The sequence below is a fragment of the Methylobacterium sp. 190mf genome, from assembly GCF_900107945.1.
Taxonomy (GTDB): Bacteria; Pseudomonadota; Alphaproteobacteria; order Rhizobiales; family Beijerinckiaceae; genus Methylobacterium.
In genome coordinates this window covers 242,486-256,305 of sequence record NZ_FNVI01000005.1, presented here as the reverse complement: position 1 = coordinate 256,305, position 13,820 = coordinate 242,486, and the positions used below count along the sequence as shown (strand labels likewise).

Below are 13,820 nucleotides of genomic sequence, written 5' to 3'. Positions count from 1 at the left end.
TCGGCAAGCGCGGCGCCGACGGGATCGCCTCGCTCCGCTCGCGAAGACGGCCGGCTGAGCCTCGGTCCGACCCGTCAATGCGCCTCCTGCCAGTTGCCCGCCGCGTTGGCCTCGACCACCAGCGGCACCTTCAGGGTCAGGGCCGGCGCCGGCGCCTCCTCCATGACGCCGCGGATGATCGGGATCGTCCGCTCCACCTCGTCCTCGGCCGCCTCGAACACCAGCTCGTCGTGCACCTGCAGCAGCATGCGCGCCCTGAGCTTCTTCGCGGCGAGGGCCGCCTCCATCCGCGTCATGGCCCGCCGGATGATGTCGGCGGCCGAGCCCTGGATCGGCGCGTTGATCGCTTGCCGCTCGACGCTGGCGCGCTCGGAGGGGTTGTTGGAGCGGATCTGCGGGTAGTGGCACACGCGGCCGAACAGGGTGGTGACGTAGCCCTTGTCGCGGCAGCTCTTCTTGGTGGTCTCGATGTAGTCCCGGATGCCCGGGAACTGCTCGAAATACTGCTTGATGAACGCCGAGGCCTCCTCGCGGCCGATGCCGAGCCGGTCGGCGAGGCCGAAGGCCGAGATGCCGTAGATGATGCCGAAGTTGATGGTCTTCGCCCGGCGCCGCAGGTCGGGCGTCATCGCCTTGAGCGGCACGCCGAACATCGCCGAGGCGGTCGCCGCGTGGATGTCGATCCCGTCCTCGAACGCTTTCCGGAGCTCCGGGATGTCGGCCATGTGGGCCAGCAGCCGCAGCTCGATCTGCGAGTAGTCGGCCGAGATCAGCCGGTTGCCGGGCGCCGCCACGAAGGCGCGGCGGATCCGGCGACCCTCCTCGGTGCGGATCGGGATGTTCTGCAGGTTCGGCTCGGAGGAGGACAGCCGGCCCGTGGTGGTCGCCGCCAGCGAGAACGAGGTGTGGACCCGCGCCGTCTCGCGGTCGGCATGGGCCTGGAGCGCGTCCGTGTAGGTGGATTTCAGCTTCGAGAGCTGCCGCCACTCCAGGATCTTCTTGGGCAGCTCGTGGCCCGCCTGGGCCAGCTCCTCCAGCAGGGTCGCGGGCGTGGCCCACTGGCCCGACGGCGTCTTCTTGGCCCCCGGCAGACCCATCTTCCCGAACAGGATGTCGCCGATCTGCTTCGGCGAGCCGACCGAGAATTTCTCCCCGGCATCCTCCTGGATCTCCTCCTCCAGGCGGACGAGGATCTGCGAGAAATCCCCGGACAGGCGGCTCAGCATCTCCCGGTCGACGCGGATGCCGCGCTGCTCCATCCGGGCGATCACCGGCAGCAGGGGCCGCTCCAGGGTCTCGTAGACGGCGACCCGGTGCTCGGCCACGAGGCGCGGCTTCATCATCCGCCACAGGCGCAGGGTCACGTCGGCGTCCTCGGCCGCGTAGGCGGTGGCCTTGTCGATGGCGACGCGGTCGAACGTCACCTTGTTGCGGCCGGTGCCGGCCACGTCCGAGAAGGTGATCGGCTGGTGGCCGAGATGCCGGCGGGCCAGCTCGTCCATGCCGTGGCCGCCCTTGCCGGCGTCGAGCACGTACGAGATCAGCATCGTGTCGTCGAACGGCGCGACCTCGATGCCGTAGCGGGCGAGCACCACCCAGTCGTATTTGAGGTTCTGGCCGACCTTCAGGACGCCGGGGTGCTCGAGGAGCGGCTTCAGCCGGGCGACGGCCTCCTTCAGGGGGATCTGGCCCGGCACCGGCTCGACCACGTCGGAGGGCGCGGCGCCCTCGCCGAACAGGTCGGTGGCGTCCGCCTGCACCTTGGCGGCCTGGACGTGGGCCAGCGGGATGTAGCAGGCCCGGCCGGTGGCGACCGCCAGCGAGACGCCGACGAGGCCGGCCCTGTGGGCATCGAGCGAGTCGGTCTCGGTGTCGACCGCGATCACGCCGGCCTCCTCGGCCTCGGCGATCCAGGCGTCGAGCTGCTCCAGCGACGAGACCGTCTCGTAGGCGGCGGTGTCGAACGGCGCCACGGATTCCGCGGCCCGTGCCGCCACCACGTTGCCGGGTGTCGCCTCGACGGGCGCCCGGGGCTTGGCGGGCGCGTCCGGCAGGTCGAGGTCGGCGAAGGGATCGATCTCGCCGCCCTCCGGCGGGGCGGCGCCCGGCGGTCGCTCGGCCCCGGCGGCCGCGGTCTCGGGATCCGGCGGCACGGAATCGCCGAAGAACGGCACCGCGTCGCTGCCCCCGGCGGCGTTGCCGTAGCCGTGCGGCCGGGCGCCCGGCAGGAGGCGCGGATCGGGCTTCACCGCCTCGGGATCGACGTGCAGCATCTGGGCGATGCGGCGCGTCAGCGTGTTGAACTCCATCGCCTTCAGGAAGCCGACCAGCTTCTCGGGATTGGGCTGGGGCACGCAGAGGTCGTCCAGCGGCACCGGGACGGGCACGTCCTCCATCAGCGCCACGAGCCTGCGCGACAGCTTGGCCTGATCGACGTTGGCGAGCAGCGTCTCCCGCCGCTTGGGCTGCTTGATCTCGCCCGCCCGCTCCAGCAGGGCCTCGAGGCTGCCGAACTCCTTGATCAGCGCCGCGGCCGTCTTCAGGCCGATGCCGGGCACGCCCGGCACGTTGTCGGAGGTGTCGCCGATGAGCGCCAGCGCGTCGCCGATCTGGTTCGGCTGCAGGCCCTCCCACTTGGCGACGATCGCCTCGACGTCGAGGTTGCGCTCGGGCCGGTAGCCGGGCTTGCCCTTGGCACCCGACTCGAAATCGTAGAACCGCACCTGCGGCCCGACGAGCTGCATCAGGTCCTTGTCGGACGAGACGATGATGACGCCCGCGCCCCGCGCCTCGGCCTGGCGGGTGTAAGTGGCGATGAGATCGTCGGCCTCGTAGCGCTCCAGCTCCACCGCGTGCAGGCCGAAGGCGCGCACCGCGTCGCGCATCAGCGGCATCTGGCGCTTCAGGTCGTCGGGCGCGTCCGGGCGGTGGCCCTTGTAGTCGGGGAACATCTCCTTGCGGAACGAGCCCTCCGACTTGTCGAAGACGATCCCGAGATGGCTCGGCATGGTGCCGGCGGCGCCGTCCTGCAGGAACTGCGCGATCTTGGTGCAGAACAGCCGCACGGCGCCGGTGGGCAGCCCGTCGGAGGGGCGCGAATTGTACTTCTGGTCCTGGTTGATCGACTGGAAATAGGCCCGGAAGATGAAGGACGAGCCGTCGACCAGGATCACCTGATCGCCGGGTCCGACGGGCTTGGTCTCGGGGCTCGAGTCGGGCTTCGAGTCGGTCATGGGCTCAGGCGGCTCGGGGCGATCAGGAGTCGGGCGCGCGGTCCAGCTCGGCGCGGCAGGCCGCGACGAGGACGGGCAACTCGTGGTGGACGGTGAGCCAGACGATGTCCAGCGTCACCCGATGATAGCTGTGGCGATAAAAGTTCCCCGCATCCGCGATCTGACGCCACGGCACGGCGGGATATCGGGCTCTCGTCTCGGCGCTCAATCGGCGGCTCGCCTCCGAGATGATCTCCAGGCAGCGCACGACCGCGAAGTGGGTGCGTTCGTCTGCCTCGAACGTCTCGAGCGTGAATCCCGCCACGAAGCGGGCAACGCGCTCCGCGTTGGCGATCATGTCGGCGCAGGCGGCCCGCTCGCGTTCAGAAGGCGGAAATGGCATCGCGCTCCGCGTGCGTGCGAACCCGATCCTTCAGGGCCGCCCGATCCGCCACGTCGACCCGGATCGGAAAGAGATCATCGATGAAGTGGCACAGGCCGACATAGCCGAAGAGACCGCCCACGACGGACACATCGATCTCGATCATCACGTCGAGATCGCTGTCGGCCCGCGCCTCCCCCCGGGCGACCGAACCGAACAGAGCCGCGTGGAGAACGCCGCGGCGGCGCAGTTCCGCCTCGTTGGCGCGCAGGATATCGAGGGCGGCGAGCTTGTCCATGGCGGCGGGACCGGAGGGAATCGGCGGCCGCCAGCATAGCAGAAGCGCGGCAGAGGAGGATCAGGCCGCCAACTCGCGCCCGAGCGCCTCCACCCGGCGCAGGTCGTCCACGAAGGCCGCGTAGGCCTCCGCCTTCGCCTCGTCCGGCAACCGGAGCAGGTAGGACGGGTGGACCGTGATGAAGCCCTGGAATCGGTTGTCGTGCCGGTCGAAGCGGAACGGGCCGCGCGCCCGGGTGATCGGGATCGCCTTGCCGGTCAGCGCCAGCACGGCGGTCGCGCCGAGCGCCACGACGAGCTTCGGGCCGACGAATTCGAGCTCCCGGTCGAGCCACCACCGGTAATGGCTGACCTCGCCGGCTGTCGGCTTCTGGTGGATGCGGCGCTTGCCGCGCTCCTCGAACTTGAAGTGCTTGACCGCGTTCGTCAGGTAGCTCGCGCCCCGGTCGAGCCCGGCCTCCGCCATGGCGCGGGAGAGCAACTGGCCGGCGGGCCCGACGAAGGGCCGGCCTTGCCGGTCCTCCTGGTCGCCGGGCTGCTCGCCCACGAAGGCCACCGTCGCCCCGACCGACCCCTCGCCGAGCACGGCCTGGGTGGCCCCCGGAACCAGCGGCTCGGTCCGGCGGATGATCGCGTTCAGCTCGTCGAGGCTCTTGGGATCCTGGTCGGCCATGGCGGCGACGGCCCGGGCGGGTTCGCGGCGTGTGGGCAAGGTCGGCTCCCTCTCGATCATGGCTTCGGTTCGCCCGGCCGCCGCCCGGACCAGGGCCGGGATCGCAGCCGTCTCGGGCATGTTGTGCCAGTACTTCTTGGGCATCTCCGCCCGCATCGCCTTCAGGTTGGTGCGGGCCGGGTTGAACGTGCTCTCGTAATAGGTCTGCCAGCCGGCCTCGAAGCCGTCGCCCTCCGGAAGATGGGCGCGGTCGCCGGGCGGCCCCAAAGTCAGGGTCTCGGTGTCCCAGTGGGCCGAGCCCTCGGGCGTCAGGATCGACCAGCGCATCCCGCGGAAGCGGTCGACGAAGAACGGTGCCGCCGCCTCGAGGATGTGGTGGTCCGGCTCGAACCACGCGACGTAGCGCTCGCCGTCCGGTCCCTCCGCCCGGCGGAAACGCAGGAAGGCGTGCATCTTGTGGAGGTCGCGCCCGATCGCCTTCGCCATCCGGTGCAGGCGGTGGACCAGCGGGTCGCTGCCGATCTCCATCAGGTGCCGCTCGCCGCGGCAGACGCGCCAGATCAGCGCGTAGAGCAGGCCGTAGCGCTCCGGATCGCGGTGGGGAATGACCTGCGGAATCAAGGTGGCGACGGCCTTCGGCAGGACAAGCGGCGTCCCGGCGGCCTGCTCCGCGTCGCCGCCGAACAGGCCGGGCGCATCCGTCACCGACCACGTCACGGCCTCGGGGGCGACGCCCTGCGCGACGAGGCTCCGGGCGGCTTTGCGGAAACCGTCGAGATCGGCGCCGGGGCGCAGCGCGACGGCGCGCGGCGACCGCGCATCCCCTCTCTCCACGGAGGCAGACGGAAACGGCGCGTGCCCCGCCCCCATCAGAACAGGCTCAGCTGCGCCGCGGGCTCGACCAGCCGCGTCCGCAGGTCGAGCCGGTCGGTGAGCCCGACCGGCCGATGGTCGGCGGCCACTAGGAACGGCCGCGCCCGCTTCAATCCGGAGGTCAGCCGGGCGACGTCATCGAGGCGCAGGGTCGCGTGGCGGCGCGCCCTGACGATCTTGTCGACCGCCCGCGCCCCGAGCCCCGGCACCCGCAGCAGCCATTCCCGGTCGGCGCGGTTCACGTCCACGGGGAATTTGTCCCGGTGCTTCAGCGCCCAGGCGAGCTTCGGGTCGATGTCGAGGGCGAGCATCCCGCCCTCGGAGGCGTCGGCCACCTCGTCGGGGGTGAATTCGTAGTACCGGAGCAGCCAGTCGGCCTGGTACAGCCGGTGCTCGCGCTGGAGCGGCGGCGGCTTCGGCGGCAGGATCGCTGAGCCGTCCGGGATCGGACTGTAGGCAGAGTAGTAGACCCGCTTCAGGCCAACGCTGCCGTAGAGGAGCGCGCTCTTGCGGATCAGGGCCTCATCGGTGGTGGTGTCCGCCCCGACGATCACCTGCGTCGAGTGGCCGGCCGGCGAGAAGCGGCGCTTCTCGGCCTTGGCCTGCACGATGCGCTCGCCGATCTGCGCCATCGCCCCCTGGATCGCGGCGCCGTCCTTCTCGGGCGCGAGCCGCTCCAGGCTCGCCTCAGTCGGCAGCTCGACGTTGATCGAGAGCCGGTCGGCGTAGAGGCCCGCCTCCTCGATCAGCCAGGGGCTCGCCTCCGGGATCGACTTAAGGTGGATGTAGCCGGCGAAACCGTGGTCGCGCCGGAGCGACTTCGCCACGCGGGTCAGCAGCTCCATCGTGTGATCCGGCGACTTGATGATGCCGGAGGAGAGGAACAGCCCCTCGATGTAGTTGCGCCGGTAGAAGTTCAGGGTGAGGTTCACGACCTCCTCCACGGTGAACTTCGCCCGCCGCACGTTCGAGGAGCGCCGGTTCACGCAGTAGGCGCAGTCGAACAGGCACCAGTTCGTCAGCAGGATCTTGAGGAGCGAGACGCACCGCCCGTCGGGCGTGTAGGCGTGGCAGATCCCGGCGCCGGTGGTCGACCCGAGCCCGTCCTTGCCGGCCGCCCGCTTCGGCGCGGCCGAGGAGGCGCAGGAGGCGTCGTACTTGGCGGCGTCCGCGAGGATGCGCAGCTTCTTGGCCAGGGTCTCGTCCATCGAACAGACAATGAACAACGCGGCCGAAGGTGCAAGGCCGGCGCGGCGTTCACCCCGGGCCGCGATGCCGCACCCGTCACGCAGGCGCGTCGGGCTCGCCGGATTCGTCGGGCTCCCGGTCGACCACACGGCGGGCGAGGCCGTAGGCGAAGCCGGCCCGGGCCAGGGCGGCGAGGTCGCGGTCGCGGTGCGTCGCCCGCTGGTCCGGTCGGCGATACGGTCCCAGGCGTCGCCGCTTGGCGTAGGCCTGGGCGGCCTGCTCCTCGATCGCGTCCGCCTCCCCGTCCGGCAGGGCGTCGCGCTCAGCCAGCATGGCGGCCTCCACGACGTCGCGCGGGATCCCCTTGGCGGCGAGCTTGGCCGAGACGCCGCGGGTCGAGGTGCCGCGACGCCGCAGGGTGGCGAGGCGGGTATCGGCGAAGCGCGCGTCGTCCACGAGGCCGGCCGACACCGCCCGCGCGACGGTCGCCGTCACGAGGTCGGCGAAGCGTTCGGGATCCTCGCCCCGGGCCCGCGCGCGCTTCTGGACGCGGCGCGCGAGCGTCCGGCGCAGCATATCGGTCGAGGCGCTGTAGCGCTCCAGATAGTGGAGCGCCGCACGCTCCAGCCAGGCCGGGCTCACGGGGCCGGGCGGCTTGATCTCGCGGTCGCGACCTTCTGGCGCGGATCCTGCAACGAATGGAGATTTCACCGGTTCTTCACGATCTCGACAGGTTTGCGTTCCATGACTCAGGTATGGAACGCGCGCAACGCGACAGGCTCGGCCATGGCCCGAACCACCGTTCTTCGCCCGGCACTCCGCAGGGCCGATGGCGCCTGCGGCTGCACGGCGCGGCGGCCGTACTGATGCGGCGCGAGTGGCTCCTGGTCCTCGTGGCCCTGGGGCTCGCCGCGGCCGCGGCCGCGATCGTCTACCTGTCGCGCCCGAACACCCTGACGGTGGCGGTCGGCCCCCAGGACGGGCCCGAGGCCGCGCTGATCGAGGCCTATGCCGGCGCCCTCGACCGGGCCCGGGAGGACGTCCGTCTCAAGGTGGTGCGCTACGGCGACGTGCGCGACAGCGCCCTGGCACTCCAGCGCAACAAGGCTGACCTCGCGGTGGTGCGGCCGGACGTGTTCCTGCCCGAGAACGGGCTGACCCTGGCGATCCTGCACGACGAGGCCCTGGTCATCGCGGCGCCGGAGGCGGCCGATCTCGACGACGTGCCGGCCCTGGCGCGCAAGCGGCTCGGCATCGTGGTCCGTCACAGCGCTGACCTGTCGTTCCTCACGAACCTCCTGTCCTTCTACGACCTCGTGCCGGACATCGTGGGCGAGGACGCGCCGGAGGCCGGCCACGCCGCCGAGGCGGAGCCCGGCCACGTGGTCGTGGTGCCGCTGAAGGTCGGTGACGTCACGGCCGCACTCACCGAGAAGCGGGTCGACGCGGTGGCGGTGATCGCGAGCCCGGCCTCCAAGCCGGCGGCCGCGGTCGTCCGCGCCGTCGAGCTGGGCGCGCCGGACCGCAAGATCGGCTTCGTCTCGATCCCGGACGGCGACGCGATCCTGCAGCGCTTCCCCGAGCTGCAGTCGGTGACGATCCCGGCCGGCACCTTCGGCGGCCGCCCGAAGCGGCCCGACGAGGAGGTCAAGACCGTCGGCGCCTCCTATCGCCTGATGGCCCGCGGCACGGTGAGCCGCGTCGCGGTCGCCTCTGCGACGCAGCACCTGTTCGAGTGGCGCTCGCGGCTCGCCTCGACCGCGCCGGTGGCCAAGCTGATGAAGGCGCCGGACTTCGACACGACGGTGGCGGCGACCTCGGCGCGCCTGCCGAACCACCCCGGCGCCGTCGACTATTTCGAGCGCGAGCAGCAGACCTTCCTCGACCGCTACGAGGACTACATCTACCTGTTCGCCTTCTTCGGCGGCACGATCGGCTCCGGCTTCGCGTGGCTCGGCCAGCGCCTCGCCCGCAAGCGCCGGGAGCGGGTCGACTTCGTCCTCGACCGGCTCCTCGACATCATGCGCGAGGTGCGCGCGGCGACCAGCGCCGCCGAACTCGACGCGATCGCGATCGAGACCGACGGGCTGGTGGCGGACGTGGTCTGCTACGCCCGCGAGCGCAGCATCGACGCGCGGACGGTCAGCGCGCTGATCCTGGCGGTCGACGGCGTCCACGCGGCCATCGCCGACGCGCGGCGGCAGACGAGCGAGACCGAGCCCCGGGCGGCGACCCGCAACCGCACGGCCCGGCTGCTCGCCCTCGATCTGCCGGCCGCGGAGTAGCGGCGGGCGCCGCATGGCTGGCGGCTTAGGGATATCATGCTAACGGGAACCATGTTCGATCCCGTCGCCGCCCTCGATACGGTTCTCGAGAACCTCGACCGCGAGGCCCGCGAGCCCACGAAGCTCCGGGCCGCGCTGGTGCCGCAGCTGCGCCGGGTGATCGAGGAGGGCCACCGGGCCGCCGAGGCGCAGCTCCTCGAGGACCGCAACGGGCTGCTGTGCGCGCAGACCCTGTCGAATCTTACCGACGCGGTGGTCCGGGCGATCCACGACGCCGTGGTCTGGCGGCTCTATCCCAACGACAACCCGTCGACCGGCGAGCAGCTCGCGGTGGTCGCCACCGGCGGCTACGGCCGGGGCACGATGGCGCCGGGATCGGACATCGATCTGCTGTTCCTGCTGCCCTACAAGCAGACCGCGTGGTCCGAGAGCGTCGTCGAGGGGATGCTCTACGTCCTGTGGGACCTGAAACTGAAGGTCGGCCACGCCACCCGCTCGGTCGAGGAGTGCCTGCGCGAGGCGCGGGCCGACATGACGATCCGGACGGCCCTGCTGGAGGCGCGGTACCTGTTCGGCACCCGGGTGCTCTACGAGGAGCTCGTGACGCGCTTCGACGCCGAGCTGGTGGTCGGATCCGCCGCCGAGTTCGTCGAGGCGAAGCTGCGCGAGCGCGACCTGCGCGTCTCCAAGGCCGGCACCTCGCGCTACCTCGTCGAGCCCAACGTCAAGGACGGCAAGGGCGGCCTGCGCGACCTCAACACGCTGTTCTGGATCGCCAAGTACACCTACCGGGTCCGCGACCAGATCGAGCTCGTCAGCGCCGGCCTGTTCACCCCGGAAGAGTACGCGCTGTTCGAGCGCTGCGAGGAGTTCCTGTGGCGGGTGCGCTGCCACATGCACTTCGCCACGAAGCGCGCCGAGGAGCGCCTGTCCTTCGGTCTGCAGCCGCGGATCGCCGAGCGCTTCGGCTACGAGGCCCGGGGCGGCCTCTCCGGCGTCGAGCGCTTCATGAAGGCCTATTTCCGCATCGCCAAGGATGTGGGCGATCTCACCGCCATCGTCTGCGCCGAGCTGGAGGCGCGCCACGCCAAGCGCACGCCGGTTCTCGACCGCTGGATCGGCCGGTTCCGCGACCGGTTCCGGGCGACCGCCATGGAGGCGGAGGATTTCTGGATCGACCACGGCCGGGTGAACCTGCGCGCGGAGGACGCCTTCGAGCGCGACCCGGTCAACCTCATCCGGCTGTTCTGGCTCGCCGACCGGCACAACCTCGCGATCCATCCGGACGCCAAGCGGCTGGCCAACCGGTCCCTGCGCCTCGTCAACCCGTCGCTGCGCGTGGACCCCGAGGCGAACCGACTGTTCGTCGAGATCCTGACCTCGCGGAACGCGCCGGAGGAGGCGCTGCGCGAGATGAACGAGGCGGGCGTGCTCGGCCGCTTCATCCCGGATTTCGGCCGCATCGTCGCGATGATGCAGTTCAACATGTACCACCACTTCACGGTGGACGAGCACCTGCTGCGCACGGTCGGCGTGCTGGCGGACATCGAATCGGGCCGGGCCCAGGAGACCTACCCGCTGGTCTCGCGCCTCGTGCACTCGATCCACAACCGCACCGCGCTCTACGTGGCGATCCTGCTGCACGACATCGCCAAGGGCCGCCCGGAGGACCACTCGATCGCCGGCGCCGCCATCGCCGAGAAGCTCTGCCCGCGCTTCGGCCTGAACCAGGCCGAGACCGAGACGGTGCGCTGGCTCGTGGAGCACCACCTGCTGATGTCGATGACCGCGCAGAGCCGCGACCTCTCGGATGCCAAGACGATCGAGCGCTTCGCCGCGAGCGTGCAGAGCCTGGAGCGGCTGAAGCTCCTGACCATCCTGACGGTGGCCGACATCACCGCCGTCGGCCCCGGCGTCTGGACCGCCTGGAAGGGCACCTTGGTCCGCACCCTGTACGACGAGACCGAGGTCTACCTCTCGGGCGGCCATTCCGAGATCGCCCGCACCGACCGGGTGCGCCTCGTGCAGATGGGCCTGCGGGAACAGCTGCCCGGCTGGGGCTCGGAGGAGTTCGACGCCTACGCGGCCCGCCACAGCCAGGCCTACTGGCTCAAGGTCGACGGCACGCGCCAGCTCAAGAACGCGATCTTCCTGCGCGACGTCGTGCGCGACGGGCGGACCAGCGCGACCGACGTCGCCCTCGATCCCGTCCGGGGCGTGACCGAGATCACGGTCTACTCGCCGGACCATCCCCGCCTGCTCGCCATCGTCACCGGCGCCTGCGCCGCGGCCGGCAGCAACATCGTCGACGCGCAGATCTTCACCACCACGGACGGGTTCGCCCTCGACACGATCTTCATCTCGCGCGCCTTCGAGCGGGACGACGACGAGCTGCGTCGGACCAAGCGCATCACCGCGGCGATCGAGCGGGCGCTGAAGGGCGAGATCAAGATCGCCGACCTCGTGGCCGACAAGCACCCGCCGACCAGCACCCGCGCCAAGACCTTCCCGGTGCCGCCGGACGTCATCATCGACAACGCCCTGTCGAGCCGGGAGACCGTGGTGGAGATCACCGGCCTCGACCGGCCGGGCCTGCTCTACGAGCTCACCACGGCCTTCAGCCGGCTGTCGCTCAACATCACGTCGGCGCATGTGGCGACGTTCGGCGAGCGCGCCGTGGACGTCTTCTACGTCACCGACCTCACCGGCACGCGGGTGACGCAGCCCGACCGGCAGGCCGCGATCCGGGCCGCCGTGATGGACGTGTTCGCCCACGACGTCGCGACGCTGAAGGCCGAGGGTCTGGAGGCGCTGGTGGCGGCGCCGCCGCCGCGCGAGGCGTGAGCGTACGGGTTGATTTCGCGGCCCCGTGGCCAGATATCAGCGCCGATTCCACCATCCCTCACCGATTCCCGCCCACGACTGAAACGTGATGACGAGCAACGACATGCCTCAGGATGACCAGCGCCAGACCACGGTCGAAGCCGGTGCCGGCGCGGCCCAGGATCCCGCGCCCGCGGGTCAGGGCAGCGAGTCGGCCACCGTCGATCCGGTCGCGGAGGCCCTGGCCTTGCTGACCGCCGAGCGCGACGAGCTCAAGGACCGGACGCTGCGCACCCTCGCCGAGATGGAGAACCTGCGCCGCCGGACGGAGCGCGAGGTCGCCGACGCGCGCGCCTACGCGGTGACCAACTTCGCCCGGGACGTGCTCAACGTCGCCGACAACATCCGCCGCGCCCTCGACAGCGTTCCGGCCGACGCGAAGGCCACGGCCGACGGCGCCCTGAAGGGGCTGATCGACGGGATCGAGCTCACCGAGCGCGACCTCGGCAAGACCCTCGAGCGCCACGGCGTGAAGATCGTCGAGCCGCAGGGCCAGAAGTTCGACCCGAACCGCCATCAGGCGATGTTCGAGGTGCCGAACGCGGAGGTTCCGGCCGGCACCGTCGTGCAGGTCGTGCAGGCGGGCTACGTCATCGGCGAGCGCGTGCTGCGCCCGGCCCTGGTGGGCGTCGCCAAGGGCGGCCCGAAGGCAGCCGCCAACCCGGCCGACGCCGCCTGAGCGGCCCCGTGGTGCGCCCTACTGGCAGGGCAGCGCCGCGGCGAAATCCGAGATGAACTGCGCGGTCTGGCGGGTCCGGGCCGGCGCCGCCGGATCGCGGGCGACGAGCCCCGCCTCGACGCGGAGGCGGCCGTTGCAGGCGCAGGTCGGCAGCGTTCCCGCGGCCGGCTCAGGCGAGCACGCGTCGTGGTGCGCGCAGGCGAGATCCAGCGCGTCGATCGGCGGGTAGCCGGGCCCGCGGCTGCCGGGGCCGCAGAAATTCCCGTAGATCAGGATGGCGCCGCGCCCGTCGGGCCCGGGTGGCACGATCTCCTGCGCCCGCGCCGGGACGGTGCAGGCCGCGAGCGCGACGGCGAGCAGCATTGTCGTGAGGGAGGTCGAGCTGGGCATGCTCACGGCCGATCCTGTCGGAGAGAATCCGCGGTCCCGCGGGGCTGCACCCGCGCGGTATCCGGCCTCACCGACATCCCTCGGCCATGGACAGGCTCGCGCGGCCGACAGATTCGCGAAGCCGAATGCAGGGCATTGCGACCCAGCTTGACCGCTCCGTCAAGCTATCGCCCAACGAATATTGCTCAGAATCGGTAATTCACACCGGCCCGAACCACCGCAAACCCGGAGTCCTGTTTGCCGGCACCATAAAACGCCGGAACACTGGCGTTGTAGTACGTGGCGGCGTTCGTTCCGCGGCCGAGATGGAGGTAGAGCGCCTCCACCTTGGCGGAGAGCTTCTCGGTGAAGGCGTACTCGATGCCGCCGCCGGCCGCGTATCCGGTCCGGTCGGTCGACGGCAGGGTGTAGGGGTAGGCGCCCGCGTCGGTCGCGCGCGCCCCGCCGCCGTAAGCGAAACCGCCGGTCCCGTAGACGAGGACCCGGTCGAACGCGTAGCCGAGCCGGGCGCGGACCGTGCCGAAATAGTCGAGGCTCGGTCGGACACTGTAATACGGCGTGGTGCCGAGATAGGCGGCGTCCGCCTTGGCGAAGGCCGCGCCCTGGATGTCGGCCTCGACGCCGACGACGGCGCCGGAGCCCGGCGTGAATTGGTAATTGTAGCCTATCTGGCCGCCGCCGGCGAAGCCGCCTGACCGCCCGCCGCCCGTGACGGTGCCGTAGGTCGGGTCGGTGAAGCCGCCGCTCCCGGTCGGGAATGCGTATCCCGCATTCACGCCGGCATAGATGCCCGTCCAGGTGAAGACCGGGAGCGACGGCAGTGGCGGCGGCGGCGCGCGGCGGGGCAGGTCGGCCGCCTGGGCGGCGAGGGCCAGGCAGCCGCATGCGGCGCCCGCGAGGGCTGCGGAGGTTCGTGCGTTCATGGAAATCTCGTTCGGCGCGCGGCGGAGCCGCGGGA

At 71.1% G+C, this 13,820-nt stretch carries 11 protein-coding genes; 3 read left to right on the top strand and 8 right to left on the bottom strand.

The genetic code is table 11. The features are described from left to right. Positions 1-74: 74 nt before the first annotated feature. The 6 genes from polA to C4T42_RS08235 form a co-directional block, all read right to left on the bottom strand. Complete coding sequence (polA, locus tag C4T42_RS08260; protein ID WP_103984978.1) at positions 75-3,233, bottom strand: DNA polymerase I; 3,159 nt, start codon at positions 3,231-3,233, stop codon at positions 75-77. Positions 3,234-3,255: 22 nt separating this feature from the next. Then, on the bottom strand, positions 3,256-3,615 hold the full coding sequence (locus C4T42_RS08255; protein WP_026604827.1) for a HepT-like ribonuclease domain-containing protein: 360 nt from the start codon (positions 3,613-3,615) through the stop codon (positions 3,256-3,258). Next, positions 3,596-3,892, bottom strand: coding sequence for a nucleotidyltransferase (locus tag C4T42_RS08250; protein ID WP_020092532.1), 297 nt, complete (start codon positions 3,890-3,892; stop codon positions 3,596-3,598). The genes C4T42_RS08255 and C4T42_RS08250 overlap by 20 nt, the downstream gene beginning before the upstream one ends. A gap of 60 nt (positions 3,893-3,952) precedes the next feature. After that, positions 3,953-5,434: a UdgX family uracil-DNA binding protein gene (locus C4T42_RS08245; RefSeq protein ID WP_026604828.1), complete on the bottom strand. Its 1,482-nt coding sequence runs from the start codon at positions 5,432-5,434 to the stop codon at positions 3,953-3,955. Continuing rightward, complete coding sequence (locus C4T42_RS08240; RefSeq protein WP_020092534.1) at positions 5,434-6,645, bottom strand: putative DNA modification/repair radical SAM protein; 1,212 nt, start codon at positions 6,643-6,645, stop codon at positions 5,434-5,436. Before C4T42_RS08240 ends, C4T42_RS08245 begins: the two co-directional genes overlap by 1 nt. Before the next feature lie 76 nt (positions 6,646-6,721). Further along, entirely contained in the window at positions 6,722-7,267 is a 546-nt protein-coding gene (locus tag C4T42_RS08235) for a RecX family transcriptional regulator (protein WP_020092535.1), read from the bottom strand. Positions 7,268-7,491: 224 nt separating this feature from the next. Between C4T42_RS08235 and C4T42_RS08230 the strand changes: the two genes are divergently transcribed. The 3 genes from C4T42_RS08230 (at position 7,492) to grpE (ending at position 12,472) form a co-directional block, all read left to right on the top strand. Further along, on the top strand, positions 7,492-8,910 hold the full coding sequence (locus C4T42_RS08230) for a TAXI family TRAP transporter solute-binding subunit (protein ID WP_020092536.1): 1,419 nt from the start codon (positions 7,492-7,494) through the stop codon (positions 8,908-8,910). 51 nt (positions 8,911-8,961) lie between these two features. Next, entirely contained in the window at positions 8,962-11,754 is a 2,793-nt protein-coding gene (locus C4T42_RS08225; protein WP_020092537.1) for a [protein-PII] uridylyltransferase, read from the top strand. 103 nt (positions 11,755-11,857) lie between these two features. Next, a complete protein-coding gene (gene grpE, locus C4T42_RS08220) occupies positions 11,858-12,472 on the top strand; it encodes a nucleotide exchange factor GrpE (protein WP_026604829.1) in 615 nt (204 codons plus the stop codon). Between the two features lie 18 nt (positions 12,473-12,490). On the opposite strand, the gene C4T42_RS08215 is transcribed toward grpE, so the two are convergent. Both C4T42_RS08215 and C4T42_RS08210 read right to left on the bottom strand, forming a co-directional pair. Then, positions 12,491-12,862, bottom strand: coding sequence for a hypothetical protein (locus C4T42_RS08215; protein WP_020092539.1), 372 nt, complete (start codon positions 12,860-12,862; stop codon positions 12,491-12,493). A 185-nt stretch (positions 12,863-13,047) separates the two neighbouring features. Continuing rightward, positions 13,048-13,785, bottom strand: coding sequence for an outer membrane beta-barrel protein (locus tag C4T42_RS08210; RefSeq protein WP_020092540.1), 738 nt, complete (start codon positions 13,783-13,785; stop codon positions 13,048-13,050). Positions 13,786-13,820 lie beyond the last annotated feature (35 nt).

Excerpts from the sequence above, each read along its gene's own strand:
- polA (WP_103984978.1), bottom strand. The coding sequence starts at position 3,233 with ATGACCGACTCGAAGCCCGACTCGAGCCCCGAGACCAAGCCCGTCGGA.
- C4T42_RS08250 (WP_020092532.1), bottom strand. The coding sequence starts at position 3,892 with ATGGACAAGCTCGCCGCCCTCGATATCCTGCGCGCCAACGAGGCGGAA.
- grpE (WP_026604829.1), top strand. The coding sequence starts at position 11,858 with ATGCCTCAGGATGACCAGCGCCAGACCACGGTCGAAGCCGGTGCCGGC.
- C4T42_RS08210 (WP_020092540.1), bottom strand. The coding sequence starts at position 13,785 with ATGAACGCACGAACCTCCGCAGCCCTCGCGGGCGCCGCATGCGGCTGC.
- C4T42_RS08230 (WP_020092536.1), top strand. The coding sequence starts at position 7,492 with ATGCGGCGCGAGTGGCTCCTGGTCCTCGTGGCCCTGGGGCTCGCCGCG.
- C4T42_RS08245 (WP_026604828.1), bottom strand. The coding sequence starts at position 5,434 with ATGGGGGCGGGGCACGCGCCGTTTCCGTCTGCCTCCGTGGAGAGAGGG.
- C4T42_RS08240 (WP_020092534.1), bottom strand. The coding sequence starts at position 6,645 with ATGGACGAGACCCTGGCCAAGAAGCTGCGCATCCTCGCGGACGCCGCC.
- C4T42_RS08215 (WP_020092539.1), bottom strand. The coding sequence starts at position 12,862 with ATGCCCAGCTCGACCTCCCTCACGACAATGCTGCTCGCCGTCGCGCTC.
- C4T42_RS08255 (WP_026604827.1), bottom strand. The coding sequence starts at position 3,615 with ATGCCATTTCCGCCTTCTGAACGCGAGCGGGCCGCCTGCGCCGACATG.
- C4T42_RS08225 (WP_020092537.1), top strand. The coding sequence starts at position 8,962 with ATGTTCGATCCCGTCGCCGCCCTCGATACGGTTCTCGAGAACCTCGAC.